The organism is Paenibacillus sp. EKM206P (genome assembly GCF_011066155.1).
Lineage (GTDB): Bacteria > Bacillota > Bacilli > Paenibacillales > Paenibacillaceae > Paenibacillus > Paenibacillus polymyxa_D.
The window spans coordinates 128,481-146,381 of the sequence record NZ_JAAMNQ010000006.1; the positions used below are offsets into that span (position 1 = coordinate 128,481).

General features: G+C 48.3%; 15 protein-coding genes. 9 read left to right on the forward strand and 6 right to left on the reverse strand.

Going from position 1 to position 17,901, the window contains the following annotated elements; translation table 11 throughout:
• Window positions 1–2 precede the first annotated feature (2 nt).
• The gene (locus G9G53_RS14685) at window positions 3–1,226 is read left to right on the forward strand and encodes an ABC transporter permease (RefSeq protein ID WP_039272674.1); all 1,224 of its coding nucleotides are present in this window, start codon (window positions 3–5) and stop codon (window positions 1,224–1,226) included.
• Between the two features lie 111 nt (window positions 1,227–1,337).
• Here G9G53_RS14685 and G9G53_RS26495 read toward each other — a convergent pair whose 3' ends face one another.
• The gene (locus G9G53_RS26495; RefSeq protein ID WP_023990126.1) at window positions 1,338–1,454 is read right to left on the reverse strand and encodes a hypothetical protein; all 117 of its coding nucleotides are present in this window, start codon (window positions 1,452–1,454) and stop codon (window positions 1,338–1,340) included.
• A 206-nt stretch (window positions 1,455–1,660) separates the two neighbouring features.
• Between G9G53_RS26495 and G9G53_RS14690 the strand changes: the two genes are divergently transcribed.
• Window positions 1,661–2,938 carry a sensor histidine kinase gene (locus tag G9G53_RS14690; protein WP_029518264.1) on the forward strand — a complete coding sequence of 426 codons (1,278 nt, stop codon included), beginning with the start codon at window positions 1,661–1,663 and terminating at the stop codon, window positions 2,936–2,938.
• Between the two features lie 101 nt (window positions 2,939–3,039).
• On the opposite strand, the gene G9G53_RS14695 is transcribed toward G9G53_RS14690, so the two are convergent.
• Window positions 3,040–4,338 carry an aminotransferase class I/II-fold pyridoxal phosphate-dependent enzyme gene (locus tag G9G53_RS14695; protein ID WP_069012636.1) on the reverse strand — a complete coding sequence of 433 codons (1,299 nt, stop codon included), beginning with the start codon at window positions 4,336–4,338 and terminating at the stop codon, window positions 3,040–3,042.
• Between the two features lie 180 nt (window positions 4,339–4,518).
• On the opposite strand from G9G53_RS14695, the gene G9G53_RS14700 reads away from it, so the two are divergent.
• Window positions 4,519–5,304, forward strand: a complete 786-nt coding sequence (locus G9G53_RS14700) for a helix-turn-helix domain-containing protein (protein ID WP_069012637.1) — start codon at window positions 4,519–4,521, stop codon at window positions 5,302–5,304.
• Between the two features lie 187 nt (window positions 5,305–5,491).
• Here the strand turns inward: G9G53_RS14700 and asd are convergent, their stop codons facing one another.
• Both asd and G9G53_RS14710 read right to left on the reverse strand, forming a co-directional pair.
• Entirely contained in the window at window positions 5,492–6,289 is a 798-nt protein-coding gene (gene asd / locus G9G53_RS14705) for an archaetidylserine decarboxylase (protein ID WP_029518267.1), read from the reverse strand.
• An 88-nt stretch (window positions 6,290–6,377) separates the two neighbouring features.
• The gene (locus G9G53_RS14710; RefSeq protein ID WP_029518268.1) at window positions 6,378–7,505 is read right to left on the reverse strand and encodes a YheC/YheD family endospore coat-associated protein; all 1,128 of its coding nucleotides are present in this window, start codon (window positions 7,503–7,505) and stop codon (window positions 6,378–6,380) included.
• 204 nt (window positions 7,506–7,709) lie between these two features.
• Here G9G53_RS14710 and G9G53_RS14715 point away from each other — a divergent pair, with 204 nt between their 5' ends.
• The gene (locus tag G9G53_RS14715; protein ID WP_029518269.1) at window positions 7,710–8,873 is read left to right on the forward strand and encodes a glycosyltransferase family 4 protein; all 1,164 of its coding nucleotides are present in this window, start codon (window positions 7,710–7,712) and stop codon (window positions 8,871–8,873) included.
• Between the two features lie 113 nt (window positions 8,874–8,986).
• Window positions 8,987–9,769: a WIAG-tail domain gene (locus G9G53_RS14720; protein ID WP_165148570.1), complete on the forward strand. Its 783-nt coding sequence runs from the start codon at window positions 8,987–8,989 to the stop codon at window positions 9,767–9,769.
• 130 nt (window positions 9,770–9,899) lie between these two features.
• Here the strand turns inward: G9G53_RS14720 and G9G53_RS14725 are convergent, their stop codons facing one another.
• Window positions 9,900–11,699, reverse strand: a complete 1,800-nt coding sequence (locus G9G53_RS14725; RefSeq protein ID WP_165148573.1) for a M4 family metallopeptidase — start codon at window positions 11,697–11,699, stop codon at window positions 9,900–9,902.
• Window positions 11,700–12,167: 468 nt separating this feature from the next.
• Window positions 12,168–13,946 (reverse strand): M4 family metallopeptidase, encoded by a 1,779-nt coding sequence (locus G9G53_RS14730; protein WP_069012639.1) that lies wholly within the window; start codon window positions 13,944–13,946, stop codon window positions 12,168–12,170.
• 559 nt (window positions 13,947–14,505) lie between these two features.
• Here G9G53_RS14730 and G9G53_RS14735 point away from each other — a divergent pair.
• From G9G53_RS14735 to G9G53_RS14750, 4 genes are read left to right on the forward strand one after another with little or no spacing between them, the layout of a single operon-like run.
• Entirely contained in the window at window positions 14,506–15,435 is a 930-nt protein-coding gene (locus G9G53_RS14735; protein ID WP_029518272.1) for a glycosyltransferase family 2 protein, read from the forward strand.
• A complete protein-coding gene (locus tag G9G53_RS14740) occupies window positions 15,432–16,367 on the forward strand; it encodes a glycosyltransferase family 2 protein (RefSeq protein WP_029518273.1) in 936 nt (311 codons plus the stop codon). Before G9G53_RS14735 ends, G9G53_RS14740 begins: the two co-directional genes overlap by 4 nt.
• On the forward strand, window positions 16,364–17,164 hold the full coding sequence (locus G9G53_RS14745; protein ID WP_029518274.1) for a glycosyltransferase family 2 protein: 801 nt from the start codon (window positions 16,364–16,366) through the stop codon (window positions 17,162–17,164). Before G9G53_RS14740 ends, G9G53_RS14745 begins: the two co-directional genes overlap by 4 nt.
• Window positions 17,161–17,892 carry a sugar phosphate nucleotidyltransferase gene (locus G9G53_RS14750; RefSeq protein WP_029518275.1) on the forward strand — a complete coding sequence of 244 codons (732 nt, stop codon included), beginning with the start codon at window positions 17,161–17,163 and terminating at the stop codon, window positions 17,890–17,892. The genes G9G53_RS14745 and G9G53_RS14750 overlap by 4 nt, the downstream gene beginning before the upstream one ends.
• The last annotated feature ends 9 nt before the right edge of the window (window positions 17,893–17,901 follow it).

Genomic DNA, 17,901 nt, shown 5'->3' on the forward strand with positions numbered 1-17,901 from the left:
GCATGGATTTGCAACGTCTGCATAAAGAAAGACGTGTAGCGTTCTGGGGACAGGTGTTGCCTTATCTGGGCTATGTCATTCAGAGCGGTCTGGCGGTGGTGTTCGGCTTTGCACTGATTGCCTTTGCCGCATGGTACACGTCGCTACTAATGCATACTCCACCGGATTTGCCCATCCGCTGGATCATGCTTATTGTGGCTATTCCGATTGCTCATGCGAGCTTTCGTACGTATTTAAACGCAGCGGATATTGTTTTTCTCCGTCCACAGGAGCACGCAATGCACTATTATTTTAAGGCCAGCCGGATTCGGGGTGTGGTGTATAAAATATTCGGTTTGCTATTGCTGTCTATTATAGTGTGGCCGCTGTATATTCGCAGTGATTCCGCGCCTAAGCCGTTGCTACTGACCCTGCTACTGTTCGTGCTATTAAAGCTGCTATTCAGCTACGGCGGCTGGCAAGAGCTTCGTATGGTATCGATTGGCGGGAGTATAGGCTATCGTCTGCTTCGGTGGGTGTTGGCTGTGCTGATGGTAGCCGCATGGCTATGGCAGCCTCCACTACACAGCGTACCATTTATCATATTGGTCGGTGTGGTGTACGTGCTTGTTCTGCGTTTTCCGGTCAAGCTGCTAGTGGCTTGGGAAAAGCTGATTCGTACAGAGGGTATGCAGGCTGCTCGGGTGATGCGCACTTTGGGCTGGTTTGTCGATGTGCCCGCCCTTACGCAGAGAGTGACGCCGCGCCGTTGGCTATCCTGGTTGGGAGGTAACATACCTTGGAACAGAAGGGGAGCGTATCGTTATCTGCTGTTTAAGACGTTCCTGCGCACAGAGCCAGCAGGTATTGTCATTCGGCTCGGGATTCTGGGGTTGTTAATTATATATATCACCCATGCTAGTTGGATTGGTATTGCAGTATATTTATTTTTCATATTCCTCATTGGTGTACAGGTCACTTCACTAAGGCAGTATCACAAGGATTCGTTATGGCTTCAGTTGTATCCGATTCCTGCGCATAGTCGTCGTGCGTCTTTTCTCGACTTTGTTGTTCGGTTGACGTTGCCGGCTGCTGTGGTTCTGTGGCTTCCTTTTCTGGCAAAGGGAACGGAAGATCTACTGTCTACACTGCTCACGTTGCTTGGGGGAGTTGCAGTAGTGTTCCTGCTACGAGGCGCTCAAGCCAAAAAATGGCGTTTGGACGGTCAGGATGAAGAAGAAGTGTGATTTGTATCTATGTGAATAAAGTAAAGGCTAATTCGCAGGCAGCACTTGCTGCTTGCGAATTAGCCTTTTTTTGTACTGCTATCATAGCCGTGGGTGCAGATATCCGTCAGCTTATATAAAGATCGTTTTGCTGATGATAACTAATAAAATGAACAGTACCAGAATTGTTCCTGTGCTTGTGAATGCGCCGTAACCACCGTAACCGCCTCTTGTTTCTTCTGCTCCCATGCTCATTCTCCTCTCGGTCATTGTGATAAAGGATACATCGTATCTTATGAAGTGGATTTTCAGATTGCGTGGGCCATTGCTCAGGTATGTTGCTGAATCGCCTTATATTTTTCATCAGATGTAGGGGAGGAGAGAGGAAAAGACACGTATTGTCGAGAATAGAAGAAGTACGTAATCATTATCACTTGGAAAGTGGGAAAGACGAGATGCTGATAGATAAGCTGCTCGTGAACATATTTCTTGTGTTTGTACCGTTATTGGTATATAGCGCTTTGTCAGATCATCGGCATATGAAACATACCCCGTTGCTTATGGGAGGGGTGCTGGGTGTGTCTTCTGTGCTTTGCCTTATGTTTTCGTATATTTGGTATGGACTATTTTGGGATCTTCGATATGTTCCTCTGATCCTTTCTGTTTTATATTTTGGTCCTAAGGCAGGGCTTCTGAATATAACGTTGATGGTGATGGCTCGTATGTATATAGATCCTGAGTCTATAGTGGTGAGTTTTCCCAGCATGATGTTGTGTTATTTGGGGCCTCTCTTGGTGAGAAAAAAGTTTATGCAGCTCAATAGTATATTGCTTCGGGTGGGCATGAATATGCTAATGAGTATATGGACCAGTATTGCCATGTTTATATTTCTGTTAATACATTCCTGGGTCAATGGAAGGCTAGATAAGGATGAGATCGAGCTGATCCGGGCAATACTCTGGTTCGGTATGATTCAATTCCTAAGCATTGGAGCCTCCTCTTTCTGGATGGAGTTTAGTTTGGAACGGGAAGAAATGAGAAGAAAGATTAAATATGCTGAGCATCTGAATACGTTAGGTGAACTGGCTGCCTCTATGGCTCATGAAGTACGGAATCCATTGACCGTTATTAAAGGGTTCTTGCAAATGGTTCAGTCAGGGCTAGAAGGGAAAAATCGCAGATATATTGCTTTGGCACTAGCAGAGGTCGATCGGGCTGAAAGAATTATTAGCGACTATCTGAACTTATCCAGACCGCAGATTGGGAACACAGAGCTGATGGATCTGTCTGGCATGGTTCAACAGATTGTTTTGCTTTTGAAACCGATGGCGACCAAGCAAGGCGTAAGACTGTATACTGAGCTAAGGAATGAAATATACGTACATATGGATCGTAATCAGCTGTTACAGGCGTTAATACATGTGACGAAAAATGCGATCGAAGCTGCGGATGATGGAGGCAGGGTATACATAAAGCTGGCGATTCAGGAAGAGAAGGCATGTCTGCATATTAGGGATACAGGAAAAGGCATGAGTCAGGAGCATCTGGAGCGAGTGGGTACTTTGTTTTTTTCAACCAAAGAGGTAGGAACGGGACTGGGAACGGTCGTCTCCTTTCGAATCATTGAAGCCATGAACGGAAGTATACACTATGAGAGTGAGCCCGGAGTCGGAACGGAGGTAGTCATCCTGCTGCCACTCGCACAAGAATCAATGCTCGCTGCTGAAGGATAGTTTGTTTCGAAGTGTGACTTACAATGGTTCAGCCCATTAAAAAGCGGTATGCCACAACATCCGGCATACCGCTAATGATGCTATATTGAATCTGTTACATATTATGCGTTCAACAAATCTTGTGCGCCACGGTAAACAATGTCATACAGGTCTTCCAGATACTCTTCCTCGATACATGAGAATGCGATTCGGAGATCATATTCACCCAGCGCAATTGTTCCTACCCCATATTGTTCCAGCAAATGTGTGCGCAGTCGTTCAGCGGACAAGCCGTTCAGCTTAAGGCACATAAAATAACCCGAATTGAAAGGATAGTAGCTCCATACATCTCCGTATTTTCCACTATCGAGCAACGCTTTGACTTTATTAGCCCGCCCCTTCATAATTTGGAACTTTTCATTTTTCTGTTGTGCAAAATCGGGTGATTTGAGGGCATCCAGGACGAAGGTTTGAGATGGGTGAGGACCGCTCGAAATCGTTGCCCGAATAATCCCTAATGTTTTTTGTTCCAGTGCGCTCAGTACATCCTGATGTTCCGAAGCAAAGGTAATAAATCCGACACGGAAGCCCCAAACGAATTCTTCTTTGGTAGCTCCGTCAATTTTGACGGGTAGAATTCTCGGATGAAGTCCAGCTAACTGACCGAATAGTGATTCATGCAGGGAGTCCTCGAAGAACAGACCAAAATAAGCGTCATCCGTCACAACTACGACATTGATGCCTGCTTCTGCGGCTTCCTGAATGGCAGCAACAATCGCTTTACCCTCTTCGACTCCCGGTGTGTAGCCCGTCGGGTTATTCGGGAAGTTCAGCACAACGATTGCTTTGCCGTATTCTTTCTGTGCCAGTAGCGCCTCGCGTAATCCTTCACTATTAAAACGTTGATCCTCTGTGAACAACGGGAAATTCACCAAACGTCCATGACGGCGAATACCGAAAGTCAGCTCATAGTTTTCCCAGTTTTTGTCTGGGTAAATGACAGCGTCCCCTTCATCCGTGAACAGGTCGGCAACGATGCTCAAACCATGGGTCAGCGCGTTCGTAACTACGGGAAGGCCATAACCTTTTCCAGCCAATGAAGGGTTTTCCTTCAGCATTTTGTCACGCCATACACTACGAAGTTCAGGTTTGCCCGCAGGGGGTGCGTAAGGGTATAAATCCTTGGGATTGTAAGCGGACAGCTTCTCCTGAATGACCTCCAAATGCATAGGACCGTTACCTTCCGTAGCAATACCAATCGTGGCGTTGTACTTTTTAGCAAGCTTCCCGGCTTCTGCGGATTGACTCAAAATCCCCTCTTTTGGGAAATAAATTTCTTTCCCTAAAAGAGAAAGCATTTGATATACATGCTCGTTGCCTGTCTGAATGTTTTGGTTTAACTGCGCTGCCAGTGGATTCATTCCCGTTTCATCCTTCCAAGTCATTTTGATTACATATTATAGCATCACACACGGTAAGCGTCACGCAAAAGCATCTGGGAGCATAAAAACGCATTTTTTTGCTTAATGAAGGCGCTGAGCTTATATTATAAATTAACGGGATAGAGGACAACCAAAGATTAACAAGAGGAGGTGCAGATTTTGCTGGATACATCTGCGTCATCGTTTATCCTGTTGTCGGCCTTCGCCAAAATTGTGTGCGAGCCGGGCTGGAAATGGCAGGTACGCGAGAAGCCGATGCCAAACTATGATTTATTCTATGTATGGAGCGGAGAAGGAACAGTGGTCTTAAACGGAACATCGTATCCGGTGAGCAAGGGGAGTTGCTTCCTGTTCAAGCCGGGGGATGATACCCGTGCCACACATAACCCGCAAAAGCCGCTCATACTTACCTATATTCATTTTGATCTCATCGAACAACCAGAGCTAGTCCCTGCAAGCTACCGTATGCTGGAGGAAACGTTCGAGGTAGAGCATATGCTTGCCAGGTACGTTCGACTGCGCCTGGAGCGTGCTTACGGAGCTGACGAGGAAGGCAAGCTGATTCTAAAACAACTGATGATTCATCTGCTGCGTGCGGACCGTAAGGAGCCGCAGGAGCAACAGGCCAGTAACCAGCTCACCGAGGTCATTCGGGAAACGGCCAACTACGTGCGTCAGCATCCGGGACTTCCTCATCGCGTCGAGGATTTAGCTGCACGGGCAGGGCTGTCACCGCGTTATTTTTCGATTAAATTCAAGGAGCTGCTAGGTGTTTCCGCGCAATCTCATATTATCAGCATGCGGATTGAGCGTGCACAGCATCTACTGCTGCATGCGGGAATGAATGTGACCGAGGTGGCAGAGGCTTTGGGGTATCGTGACATCTTTTTTTTCAGCCGCCAATTCAAGCAATACACGGGGAAAAGTCCGTCTGAGATCCGGTAATGTTATAGACGGTGGACAAGCTGTTTCGGATTTAGGCATAATGGGAGTAACGCATGACAAATATAAAGGATAAATTCCAAAAAAAGGACCCAAGCCATTACGCCGGGTCCTTTTTTATATGAGCAATTTATATCATTCGATCCCAATGCTCATATGTGTAGCTATAATCCTGTTATGATATATTCACTTATGCTTTGGGATCATGTCGAAAGCAACCCAGACGTTGTCCCATTTTCACCACATCCCCCAGCTTCAATGCGGGGTCTGGCTCAAACGTACCGTTCTCAGTTAGCAAAACGACGGTTGACCCAAATTCGAAATAGGCGAGATCGTCTCCTTTTGTCCATGAGACGGCTTTATCATCCGTATATTTGATGCTACTCACATTCATTGCGCCAACCTTAACGACCGCCACCTCACCGTATTCGTGGGCGATGTACGTAATCTGTCGTTCATTGCGGCTAAGAACTGCTCGCATATGCTGCAAGCCGAAGTCATTCACTGGGTATACCTTGCCGCGCAGATGCTCTTTTTCTACCAGCGTACCGGATACTGGTGCATGAATGCGATGATAATCCGTCGGGCTGAGATAGAGTACAAAAGCATAGCCGTGTGTGTATTTTTCAAGACGCGGAGAGCGGTTAAGAAGCTCTTCCAGCGTATAGTCCTGCCCTTTGACATTCAAAAGAGTGCCGGACGTAATTGGGCCAGTGAAAGTAATCCGTGCATCCACCGGACTGGTCATCACCTCGGCGTTCGTATCAATCGGGCGCATGCCCGCTTTTAATTTGCGTGTAAAATAGGCGTTCAGAGAACGGTATTCCTTCCATTCCTGTTCAGCCTCATGCGTCTGGATCTGGTACGTACGTATAAAGGTGGGGATAAAAAGTCGGCTTGCACCGCTTTGCGCGAAGGAGCCCACAATCCGGCACACCCACTTGCGCGATGATAGCTCCGTCATGAGCCGCAGCCACTGTTTTGCCATTACAGATCCCCCTTGTTCATTTCCGAGCCGTCTTGGCCGGAACCTGTCCGGCCGCTCTGAACTATATTGACACAGAATGTGACGTAAATCAATACAGTGGACGGCCTGGTGAACGTTCGGTATCTGACGAAGGCATCCGTTCGAGAAGCCAACGAGCGTAAGCCATCGGCTGAGTGTATGTTTCTTTCCAGACATTGTGCATGCCAGCCTGGCTGAAGCCATAGCGCTGGTCACGACCGTTGCATTCGATAAAAACAATCTTGCCTTCACGGGTAATTCCCAGATCCAGACCGACATCGGCGAGACGGGGAAGGGTTTGTGCCAGTCGGTGCACGATTTGTAACGAGAGCCGCTCCAGTTCATTCATCAGCCGGACTGCGTTCGAAGTCTGAACCGTCTCTGTTTGTGATAACACCTCCAGTAAGGAACGGGCCGTACCCCCCTGTGCCACATTGGAGACAAAGGTGTGGGAAGGAGCAATTTTAGCGAACATGCCTGTCACACCCCAGATACCGCCATATCCGCGCTGAACCGTCACACGGATATCAAACGGACGATTGTTGTACAAAGCAAGCGGTATGGTTTCCTGTACGATATGAGGCACATGCAGCAGTCGTTTGTGTAGAAATAACGGGAGTTCTCCGACATGCAAACGTAGTGTGGACCAACGCTCAGGTATAGAAGGATGTGCACATTGCAAAGTCCAGCCTCCGCGGGAATGCCGCAGACGCATAATTCCTCTACCCACGCTACCGCTACTGGGTTTAATGACAACATCTCCGGTTTCCTCCATTAAGGTATGGATGGAGGAAAGGTTGCCTTGCAAGGTTTTGGGGAGGTGGATGCGTAGCAGAGGGTCTTCCTGCAGAATTGCATGTATATGGTCTTTGGGGAAACGGTTTTGTTCATTAAAAATATAGTATCCCTTTTGTACAAGCTTGTTGATATCTCTAGCATTTTCATTTTGCCGATAGAGAGTCCGATTGTGGATGACCGGCGGCAACGGAAGAGTCATTTGCCGATACTCGTTGCCGTGTTTAACAAAAGCCCGGCATGTTCCGGTCGCTATATGAATATCCTCCAGACGAAGAAAGCAGGGGATGAGCTCGTAGCTTAACCCGGCGTCCTCGTAATTGGCGATGGATTCATATCGCGTCCTCATGGCGGGAATGCCCCGGTAGGTTGCCGGGTTGAGCATGACGCCGACATGCAACATGAGTATGTCCGCCCTCCTTGTAGCACTCCAACTGATCATACTGTGATTGTAGTCCATCATATGTATCAAAGATCGGCCAGGCATGGACGCTAGCCTTGCGGTAAGCCCAAAGTTAGAAGCGAGGCACCTTTCAGGGAGGCAGACGATATGATACAAGATGAGTGTTGCAGAGTGTTGGAATAAGGTCAGAAAGTAGGTGTGGTGATGCAGAGGCCGAAGGTAGCAGTTGTTACACCGGGCTCCTTTGTTATACCTTCGCCCCGCAGCAGTTCTGTGGAGCGGGTAATTGCCCGCATGGTACCGCTGGCTAGTCATGAGCTTCAGGCGCAGATCTATGGCATAAAGGGAGCAGAGGCATCGGATCATGGCGATGTCGACGGAATTCCCTGTATGCGTTTTACGCGGGGAGCAGGTTATATTTCTGAGGTGATTGCCGATTTAAAGAGATGGTCACCAGCGGTAGTAGATGTACACAACCGCCCGGCAGTTGCGTATGCCATTCGCGAGGCTTTGCCCAATAGCCGAGTTGTGCTGACTTTGCATTCGACCACGTTCATCCGGGAGCCTCACCTTGAACGGAAGGACATGGGTAGGCTACTGGCATCAATGGATCGCATTATTGTGAACAGTGCGTATTTGGGAGCAATCGTAGCTTCTGACTGTTCCGAAGCAGTCAGGAAACGCATCGTCGTAAACAAGCTGGGTATCCATCCTGGCGATTTCCTGCCACGGTGGACTCCAGCAGCAGAAGCGGCCAGGTCGGCGCGATTGGACGATTTCGGCTGGTCAGGCCGCCAAATCGTATTATTTGCGGGCAGACTGATGCCAGGGAAGGGCGTTCACCGGCTGCTCAAGGCCCTGCGGCATGTCGTCCGCGCCTGCCCGGGCGTACTGCTGCTCATTGCAGGTAGTGCCTATTACGGGCATGACCGCCTCACGCCGTATACGGCGTCGTTGCATCGGCAGGTGCGTAAACTAAGGTTGGGGAAGCATGTGCAATTCCTAGACTATGTTCCGCATCCAGCATTGGCCTCGCTATATCAGCTAGCCGATGTGACTGTTGTTCCTTCAGTGAAGGATGAGGCCTTCGGGCTGGTCAATCTGGAAGCTATGGCAGCAGGAGTGCCGGTGGTCGCTTCACGAATCGGCGGTATTCCAGAGGTAGTACAACACGGCGAGACAGGCTGGCTTGTGTATCCGTCTCACGGTGAGCAGGAAATGGCCGATGCCATCATCAGGCTGCTCCAGCAACCTGACTTGCGACGACGGATGGGAGAAGCCGGACTTGGCGAGGTACGGAGACGATTTTTGTGGCAGCACTCAGCACAACGCTGGGCACAAATCATAACGGACTGCGCAACGGAGTGACGCAGGCGCTGTTACGCGCATAGGTTATCTTATAGGCATTAGCCATGATACCCAGCCGGGTGAATGAAGCGGAGCGACCGCTGGTTCACTCCTGTGCCAAAGGAGCGGTCACCATGAACCATCGTACGAACCATAGCCCTAAGGATAAAAGAACAGCGCGACGTAACCCTTCCAATGCGGTTCCCTCCCGCCGTGTTAACAAGGAAAAAGCGGCTTCGACTTCCGGCAGTCCTAGACCGAGCCAGCGCGGGACGGCAACGGTTCCTGCCCCTGTAGAGAAGGATACCTCCGTTCAAGCTGTAGAGGAAGCGGCGTGGAAGAAGCATAAGCTTCCCAAAACGCTAGAGGAAGCGATGCAGATGAATCGAGCATCTGTACTGCTGTTGTCTGTGCCTGAGTCAGATACGGAATGCAGGATGGATAACGATAAACCGTCTATTACGACGGAAGATCAGGCAGAGCAAGATTCATTACTGGATTGTTCCATAACCAGTATTCACATTGCGGAAGGAAGACACCGCCCAAAGCAGCGTGTGATCTTGCCTGAGCAAGATATCGATCTAGCCTTCGATACGGAGAAAGAAGAATTAGACTTGAATGCCATTCACGATGGATCAGCGACCAGTGACGAGGCTTCTGACGACCATATAGCTTCACCACAATATGGGAGCATTTCTTTTCACCTACCCGCACGGGCAGATAGGGGCGAAGTGAGCGTTGTATTTGAGAAGCCATTTATAGATACACAATATGTAATCACTGCCAATGCGAGTATACCGGGAGTGATGGTATCCGTCACACAACGTCAGAGGCATTCGGCAGTACTTACTGTGGAACGCATACACTCGGGTCCGATATGTGAAGGGTTGGTCCTTTGGATTGCGATGGGGCAATAATAAGAAGCCAGGAATATAAGTGTCCATAATCAACTTTATAGTAGAAAAAAGGCGTCCCCTAGTGGGACGCCGTATACATAAAAGGGAAGGGGGTAGACTTGTAATATCGGGGAAGTTTGTATTATTTCACTTATCTCACACCTACAGCGTCAAAAGACTTCATAGCAGAGGTTACGGCTATTGAATTTTCACCATAACTATCTTTGGCCGCTTGGATAACAGCGGCACGCGCGGTGGAGAAGTTAGACGTAGAAGTCAGATAATTGGTGAAGGCATTATAATAAATATATACGGCTGCATCACGTCCGATTCCATCTACCTTGACACCATGGAAGGTGCCTCCTTGTGCCAGTAGATAGTAGGCTTTATTAATAATGCCACTATTAATATGGGCTCCACCATAATCCTCGTTGTTAGGATCAGGATAGAGATTGCTGTAGTGATCGACTTGACCGTATTTGACAGGATCGGAGAGGGAGCGAATGGCGTCGCCCTTAATATTAGGAGTATAAGCGACTTTGCCGAAATCCCAATTGGTACGCTCAATGTCGTTGCCTATAATATCTGAGATGGCTTCACTTAATGCACCAGATTCAGCGAAATACACGAGCCCTGATGAATGCTCGGTTACACCGTGTGTCAGCTCATGGGCAACAATTTCAAGATCGCTGCTAAAAGGGGCAAATAACGTGCCGTCTCCGTCTCCGTAAAGCATGTGAGTGCCACCCCAGTGGGCATTATTGTAGTTTTTTGCGCCGTAATGGACTGCCGAAGCGATGGCCATGCCATGCCCGTCAATGCTGTCGCGTCCAAATCTATCCTTGTAATAATCGTAAGTGCGGATAGCGTAAGCGTGGGCATCCACCGCAGCCGGATCTTCCCATACATTATCGGAATCTGTATACAGGGTGCCGGGGAGCGTCTCGGTGTTGTGGACGTTATAAGTTAGGATTCCTTTACCACGAGTCGTATCTTTTAGTTGATACTTCTTGCCCGAGGCTGTGGTTTCAAATGTTTTGGTATCGCCGAATACACCGCGCCCTGTGCCGATCACTTCGTTAAGAATGTCATACTTGAATACGATTTTTCCGTCATTAGCGTCAATAAAGTAACGTGTGCGCAGCAGAGTGGGCTGTAGAGTATTAACTTCGGTTACATAGACGAGACGTGTGGAGTCTCCATCGGGATAGATGTACAGTTCTGCTGTAGGGTCCACGCTTGGTTCCAGATTGGCAATCTTGGGAATAGAGGATGCAGGCTCTACCACTTCCAATGTACTGTTCTCCAGTTCAGCTGCTTTATCCAAATCCAAGGAGTCCTTATCAACAGAGATTGAAAATTCATTGTTAGATGCTGTTCCGTAAGTGTCTTTACTTACACTACTTGTACCCTCGTAAGGTTCAGGAACGATTGGGGCGGAGGAAGGGAGAGACTGAACCCGTATAGCTGCATCTTTATAAGCGGTATATACAGCCTCAGTAGCACTGATTTTTGGAGTTGTATTTTCTTTGGCATTGGCTTGTTGATTTTCTGAAATGACAGCTCCCAAATAAGAGGTGATTTGACCAGACTTGTTCACATGGATGGTCTGTTCGGCTCCAAATACGGGAATTCCGTCTACATATTGTTTTAACCGATAATGCTTTGTACCAAATTTGTCACTGGTGCGATCCACGATACGAAATTGCTCGCGCACATGGGAACCGATGTGGGTATCGTCCAGACTCAATAATGTTTTTTGTTGTCGATTTAAAAAGCCCCAGACCAGATTGTCGCCTGTTACCGTTGAAGGAGACTTCCAGTTCACCGTTTGGAATGTTGGCGTAAACTGAGTCGGATCGGGAACAGAATTTTCAGCTGCGGAGGCTCCAGGCGCAATGGCTCCTAATAACATAGCTCCTCCTAGAAGTGAAACCCATACTTTTTTCAATTCATACTCACTCTCCTTAATTAATGTTGGGGTAAAAAACACCCTGTTTGCAGAAGCCTAGCGTCATATATGTAAGTCTTGTTGCTCCTTTGAAACGTGAAGAGGCTGGATAAAAATGACCTTATGTAAAATATTAAGGTTTATTTTTTTTGCAATTTCATCGTCTCGGCTCTGATATTAGCACAGAGGTTGTCGAACGAGAAGATTAATTTTACAAAATACCCCAAAATGAATCTTTAGTCCCTGATTTACGGTTTATTTGTCTTATTTAGTCGAAAATGATCGTAGGGACTCTATGAATATGAAAAGGGCGCCCCTTTGAGGGGACGCCATAAATAAGGGGGGAAGGGGCGCAGACTTGTACACTGCACCCCTATTTTTTCGTCCATTGTATGAGTAGGGCCACATGACAGTTGCACAACGGCAACGGTCTATGGACGAGAATATGAGGATTATAGCGTATATGATTTAGTTTACACCTACAGCATCAAAAGATTTGGCAGCTGCAGTTGCTTGTGCCGAGTTCGCACCGTACAGATCTTTTGCCGCTTGGATCACAGCAGCGCGTGCGTTGGAGAAGTCAGAAGAAGAAGTCAGGTAGTTCGTAAAGGCACTATAGTAAATTTGGACCGCTGCATCGCGGCCAATTCCATTTACAGCTACCCCATGGAAAGTACCACCTTGTGCCAATAAATAGTAGGCTTTATTAATAATGCCGCTGTTCGTATGAACGCCACCGTTATCGGAGCTGCCTTTATACAAGTCGGAATAGTGATCTGGTTGATCATACAGCGTAGGATTTGACATAGAGCGAAGGGCATCGCCTGCAATGTTTGGCGTATAAATATCATCGCCTACAAGCCAGTTTTTACGCTGAATGTCATTGCCGATAACGTCCGAGAAAGCTTCATTTAATGCACCAGACTCTCCGTAATATTCCAAATTCGAAGTATACTCTGTGACACCGTGCGTAAGTTCATGTCCCACTACATCGGGGTCCCCGCTGAAGGCGATAAATGTGCTACCATCCCCGTCTCCATAAGTCATTTGGGAGCCATTCCAGAAGGCATTGTTGTAGCGGCTACCGTAATGGACTGTCGAACGGAGTTGCAGCCCGCGTCCGTCAATGCTGTTGCGTCCAAATTTAGACTTATAGTAATCATATGTTTTGGCAGCATATGCATGGGCATCCACGCCGGCTGGATCATTCCATACATTATCGGCATCGGTCAGAAGGGTACCTGGGATGCTTTGGCGGTTGGAGGCCGTGTAAGTCACGATACCATTACCGCGTGTTGTATCTTTTAACTGGTAGCTACTACCGGAAGCCGTCGTGTTGAATGATTTGCTATCACCAAGCACACCTTTACCTGTGCCTGTCGCTTCATTAATGATGTCATACTGGAATACGATGCTGCCATCATTGGCATCAATAATGTAGCGAGTACGCAGTGGGGCAGGTTCTAAAACATTGACTTCTGTTACATAAACCAGCTGCAGGTCATCCCCTTTAGGATAGAAGTACAGATCGGCTTTAGGATCTACTTCTGGCTGCAGATTAGCGATTTTGGCAATGGAACTTTTTTCTGTCTCCACCGCTTCAATTTTGCTATCTTTCAAGGCAGACGCTTTATCAAGACTCAGCTCGTCTTTATCAATGGATAGCGTTTTTTCGTTGTTAGCTGCTTCGGCGTAAGTGTCTTTGCTTACACTGCTTTGTTCCTCAGCATCTTTAGAAATCGTATCGTCGGAGGTAGGGAGGGCTTCAATCCGTGCAGATGCTTCTTTATATGCAGTGTAGACCGCTTCAGAAGCGCTGATTTTTGGAGTTGTACCTTGCGTAGCTTCAGCTTGCTGATCCTCAGTAACCACCGCTCCTAAGTAAGAGGTGACCTCACCAGATTTGCCCACATGAATAGTCTGTTCAGCTCCATATACGGGAATCCCGTTTACATACTGTTTCAGCCGATAATGGCTCACACCGGACTTGTCGCTTGTGCGATCAACGATTCGGAATTGTTCACGTACACTAGAGTCGTCCGCACCCAATAACGATTTCTTTTGCCGATTCAAATAGCTCCATACAATGTCGTCACCCGATACCGAGGAAGGGGCTTTCCATTGCTCGGCGTGAAAGGTCGGTGTAAGCTGAGTCGGCCCCGAAACGGAACTCTCCGCTGATGCACCAGACGCGACAGACCCTAACAACATAGCTCCTCCAAGAAGCGAAACCCATACTTTTTTCATTAAAAATTCACTCTCCTCGATTAATGTCAGGATGAATCATCCTGTCTTGAATAAGGCATTGCGCCATTTATGTAGGTCGTGTTGTCGTCTGGAATAGAAGAAAATGGAACATGAAGAGAAATACCGAAGTGTTTTTCATGAAGCGTACGTGAAAAGAGGGTACTGCAGTATGAAGCATGTGGCCTAAAAAGGTGACAAACTCCTCCTTTCCTGTCGTATATAAAGAAAATAGAATAATGGTGGATAATGGAAAAGAATGACTTATGCAAAAAAAACTAATGTTGATTTTTTGAACTCCCATCATCTGGCTCTGATATTAGCACAGAGAATGACAGACGAGAAGATCTATGTCACAAATTTATCCAAAATGAATCTTTAGACCCTAATAACTCACTTATTTAATAGGATTAATAAGTTATGTAAAATAAAGTCGAAAATTGCTATGTCGAAAAGACTCCACGCTTGCCGTTACACACGGCTTTTGGACCGCATAGGTTATGTTGAACTGTCCTAATCATGCTGTCCATCTATACAGCAGGAAGGGAGGTGAGACGGGAGCATGAAGAAGCAGGGAAGAGCTGGATACAAGATCAAACGGAGGCGGCATTCCGGCGCATACTATCATTCTAAGATGTGGCTGCCGTTACGAATGCCGAACATGCATAAGACCCCTGCCATGAGGGAGGTACTCGACACGGAGAGAGGGGCACAGATCGGCGAAGAGCGACCATCTGGACCGTCATCAGTGGGAAAGTTTTTCGTATCTGTCATTATTCCGGCCATGAATGAGCAAAAAACAATCGGAGCTGTGATTCGCGAGGCGCGCCGTGTCCATCCACATACAGAGGTTATCGTCGTTGAGAACGGATCACACGATAGAACGGCGAAGGTGGCAGCAGCGGCGGGAGCTCGTGTACTTTCTTTCCCGGAACCGCTCGGACATGATGTTGGCCGTCGTGTTGGAGCGGAGGCGGCATCCGGACAGATCCTGCTTTTCCTGGATGGGGATATCGTCATTCCCTGCGTTAGACTCCGACCGTTTATACACGCCATATGTGCAGGAGCGGATGTGGTGCTGAATGATTACCATGGACCTGTGAATCGTACGCCCGTACATCCTGTAGTGGAGGCAAAGCATGTATTGAATATCTTGTCGAATCGTGCTGATTTAGGGGGAGCGTCTATGACTGGCATTCCACACGCCATTAGTCAAAAGGCTCTAAATAAAATAGGTCCAAAGCCCTTGGAGAAACCTCCCTTATTTCAAGCTATGTCCATCGCTTCCGGGTTACGAGTGGTGACTGTATATGGAATAGCTGTCGGTAAAATAAATGCGACACGTAAAAAACAGAACGGCAAGGACCCGCTGGCAGGTGTAATTGTTCAGGATCATCTGGATGCCATTGCCTGGCTTACATCGCATCTGGGAACGCGTGCGGGCTTTACGGATTTGGAGCGCAAACGGATCAGAGACGAGGTGAAACTGTGAGTAGACCGTATCGCAGAGGGAAGCGTGAAGAACCGAGCTGGGGGATCAGACGTGTTCAGCGAAAACGAGGAACGACGACTTCAATGCATAGCCGTAGGGTGAGAAAGCCCACACCTCGGGCAACAGGAATGACCGAAGTGACTCCACCTGTGGAACGCGAAGTTCCGGGAGATATTGTATTACAGGGAACCGCAGCGGCCGTGGTCAGCGCCTGTAATGAAGAGGCTACGATTGAACGGGTGCTGAGCGAGCTGGAAAAACTCCCGCTTACGGATATCATTGTCGTATTGAACGGCTGCACGGACGGCACGCGCTCCACCGTAGCCAAACATCATCCTAATGTGACTCTCGTCAACGTGCCCGATCGACTGGGGCATGATGTTGGCCGTGCAGTAGGCGCGCGTATGACGCAGGCTGATATTGTGCTGTTCGTGGACGGAGATTTGCCGATTCCAGCATCTGATTTGCTGCCTTTTCTCCACGCGGTGGATCAGGGAACGGATGTCGCGCTTAATGATCTGGGCAGACATTTGCCCCCCTATGCCCAGCAAGACAGCGTGACACGGTGCAAAGCATTCCTGAATCGCGTACTGCGCAGACCGGATTTGGGAGCAAGCTCATTGACCGCGGTACCGCATGCATTATCTCGGCGTTTACTGGATCAGCTTGGCTCAGCCGTGCTTGCCGTACCGCCAAAAGCCCACGCCATGGCAATTCTGTATGGCATGATCGTGGCGGCAGTACATGCTGTTGATGTCATTAAAACGAACCGTAAGCGGACCTTCAATGTTGGCAAAGGGAACGCTATGGAACAGTTGATCGTCGGTGACCATGCAGAGGCACTGACGGCGGTGTTTCAGGTAGCCGGGTACTCCCCGCTCGGGCCTGTTCCAACACGGGTAGACGTTGCCAAAGGGAGGAATAAGCTATGAGTCTGACGAGCATCATTATTCCGACTTATAACGGCCTGCATCTGTTAAAGCCGTGCATTGAGGCGATTCGGACACATACGATAGATGTACCGTATGAAATCATTGTTGTGGACAACGCTTCGAATGACGGAACGGATGATTTTTGTGCATCCGAGCGGCTGATCAGTATACGTCTTCCTGAAAACAAAGGCTTTCCAGCAGCATGTAACACGGGGCTCCGGCTGGCTTCAGGTGACCAGTTCGTTATTTTAAACAATGATGTGACGGTTACGCGGCGATGGCTATCGAATATGTTAGCTGCATTGCAGAGCGAAAGCATCGTGGGATTGGTGGGACCGGTGACGAATTGCGTCAGCGGTATTCAGCAGATACACGGCTTGGAAGGAGATTTGGCCAGCTGTCTGAGATATGCGGAGCAGAATAATGTAAGTAATCCCTCCAGGTGGCAGGAGGTTAAGCGGTTGGTCGGATTTTGTTTGTTATTCCGGCGTGATCTGATGGAACGGATCGGATTGCTGGATGAACGGTTCAGTCCCGGACATTATGAGGATGACGATTATTGTCTGCGCGCACGTGTGCATGGCTACAAGCTGCTCATGTGCAACGACTGTTTTGTCTATCACGAGGGGAATGCGAGCTTCTCACGCTCGGAAACTTCCTGGATCGAAGAGCTGATCGAGCGGAACTATCGTTTGTTTATAGAGAAATGGAGCATAGATCCCAGAATGTTCATCGAAACTGGAAACGCTGGGGTTGTATGCACTGAACATGCTGTCGAAGGAGGAAGGAAGATATGAAAGGGGTTATTCTCGCAGGAGGAACCGGATCGCGCCTTCATCCGTTGACTACATTACTCAACAAGCATCTGCTTCCGGTCGGCAAGTATCCCATGATCGTATATGGTATCGAGAGGCTGCGACAGGCCGGGATCACGGATATGCTTATTATTATTGGTAAACAATCGGCCGGACTGTATACCGATTTTTTGGGCAGTGGCAGTGATTATGGTGTCCAACTGACATACCGGATTCAAGAAAAGGCGGGCGGCATTGCGGAAGCACTCGAACTGGCAAGAAGCTATATGCAGGCAGAAGAGAAATTCACTGTTTTGTTAGGTGATAATTTGTTCAAGGAAGACTTGGGACCTGTGATCGAACGATTCAAGCAACAGCCCCCGGGGAGCGCCAGAGTGTTGTTGAAAAAGGTGGCAGATGCCCGTCGTTACGGGGTACCCGTGTTTGATCCTGAGCGCCCGGAGAGCATTACGCGGATTGAAGAAAAGCCGCAGCATCCCCAATCCAAATATTGCGTTACGGGTATCTATATGTACGATACTGCCGTGTTCGATAAAATCCGGCAAATTACACCTTCGGCACGTGGTGAGCTTGAGATCACGGATGTTAACAACTGTTATGCTGCTGAAGGCAAGCTGGAATATGATATTTTACGGCGTTATTGGAGCGACGCAGGAACCTTCGATTCCCTTCAGGAAGCTGGATTGAAAATGAAAGGACTTCTACCTTGATCTCAATGA

What these genes read in the sequence shown, in the direction of transcription:
- G9G53_RS14735 (WP_029518272.1), top strand. Translation starts at nt 14,506, where the DNA reads ATGAAGAAGCAGGGAAGAGCTGGATACAAGATCAAACGGAGGCGGCAT.
- G9G53_RS14715 (WP_029518269.1), top strand. Translation starts at nt 7,710, where the DNA reads ATGCAGAGGCCGAAGGTAGCAGTTGTTACACCGGGCTCCTTTGTTATA.
- G9G53_RS14685 (WP_039272674.1), top strand. Translation starts at nt 3, where the DNA reads ATGGATTTGCAACGTCTGCATAAAGAAAGACGTGTAGCGTTCTGGGGA.
- G9G53_RS14710 (WP_029518268.1), bottom strand. Translation starts at nt 7,505, where the DNA reads ATGTTGCATGTCGGCGTCATGCTCAACCCGGCAACCTACCGGGGCATT.
- G9G53_RS14690 (WP_029518264.1), top strand. Translation starts at nt 1,661, where the DNA reads ATGCTGATAGATAAGCTGCTCGTGAACATATTTCTTGTGTTTGTACCG.
- G9G53_RS14695 (WP_069012636.1), bottom strand. Translation starts at nt 4,338, where the DNA reads ATGAATCCACTGGCAGCGCAGTTAAACCAAAACATTCAGACAGGCAAC.
- G9G53_RS14730 (WP_069012639.1), bottom strand. Translation starts at nt 13,946, where the DNA reads ATGAAAAAAGTATGGGTTTCGCTTCTTGGAGGAGCTATGTTGTTAGGG.
- G9G53_RS26495 (WP_023990126.1), bottom strand. Translation starts at nt 1,454, where the DNA reads ATGGGAGCAGAAGAAACAAGAGGCGGTTACGGTGGTTACGGCGCATTC.
- G9G53_RS14720 (WP_165148570.1), top strand. Translation starts at nt 8,987, where the DNA reads ATGAACCATCGTACGAACCATAGCCCTAAGGATAAAAGAACAGCGCGA.
- G9G53_RS14745 (WP_029518274.1), top strand. Translation starts at nt 16,364, where the DNA reads ATGAGTCTGACGAGCATCATTATTCCGACTTATAACGGCCTGCATCTG.
- G9G53_RS14750 (WP_029518275.1), top strand. Translation starts at nt 17,161, where the DNA reads ATGAAAGGGGTTATTCTCGCAGGAGGAACCGGATCGCGCCTTCATCCG.
- asd (WP_029518267.1), bottom strand. Translation starts at nt 6,289, where the DNA reads ATGGCAAAACAGTGGCTGCGGCTCATGACGGAGCTATCATCGCGCAAG.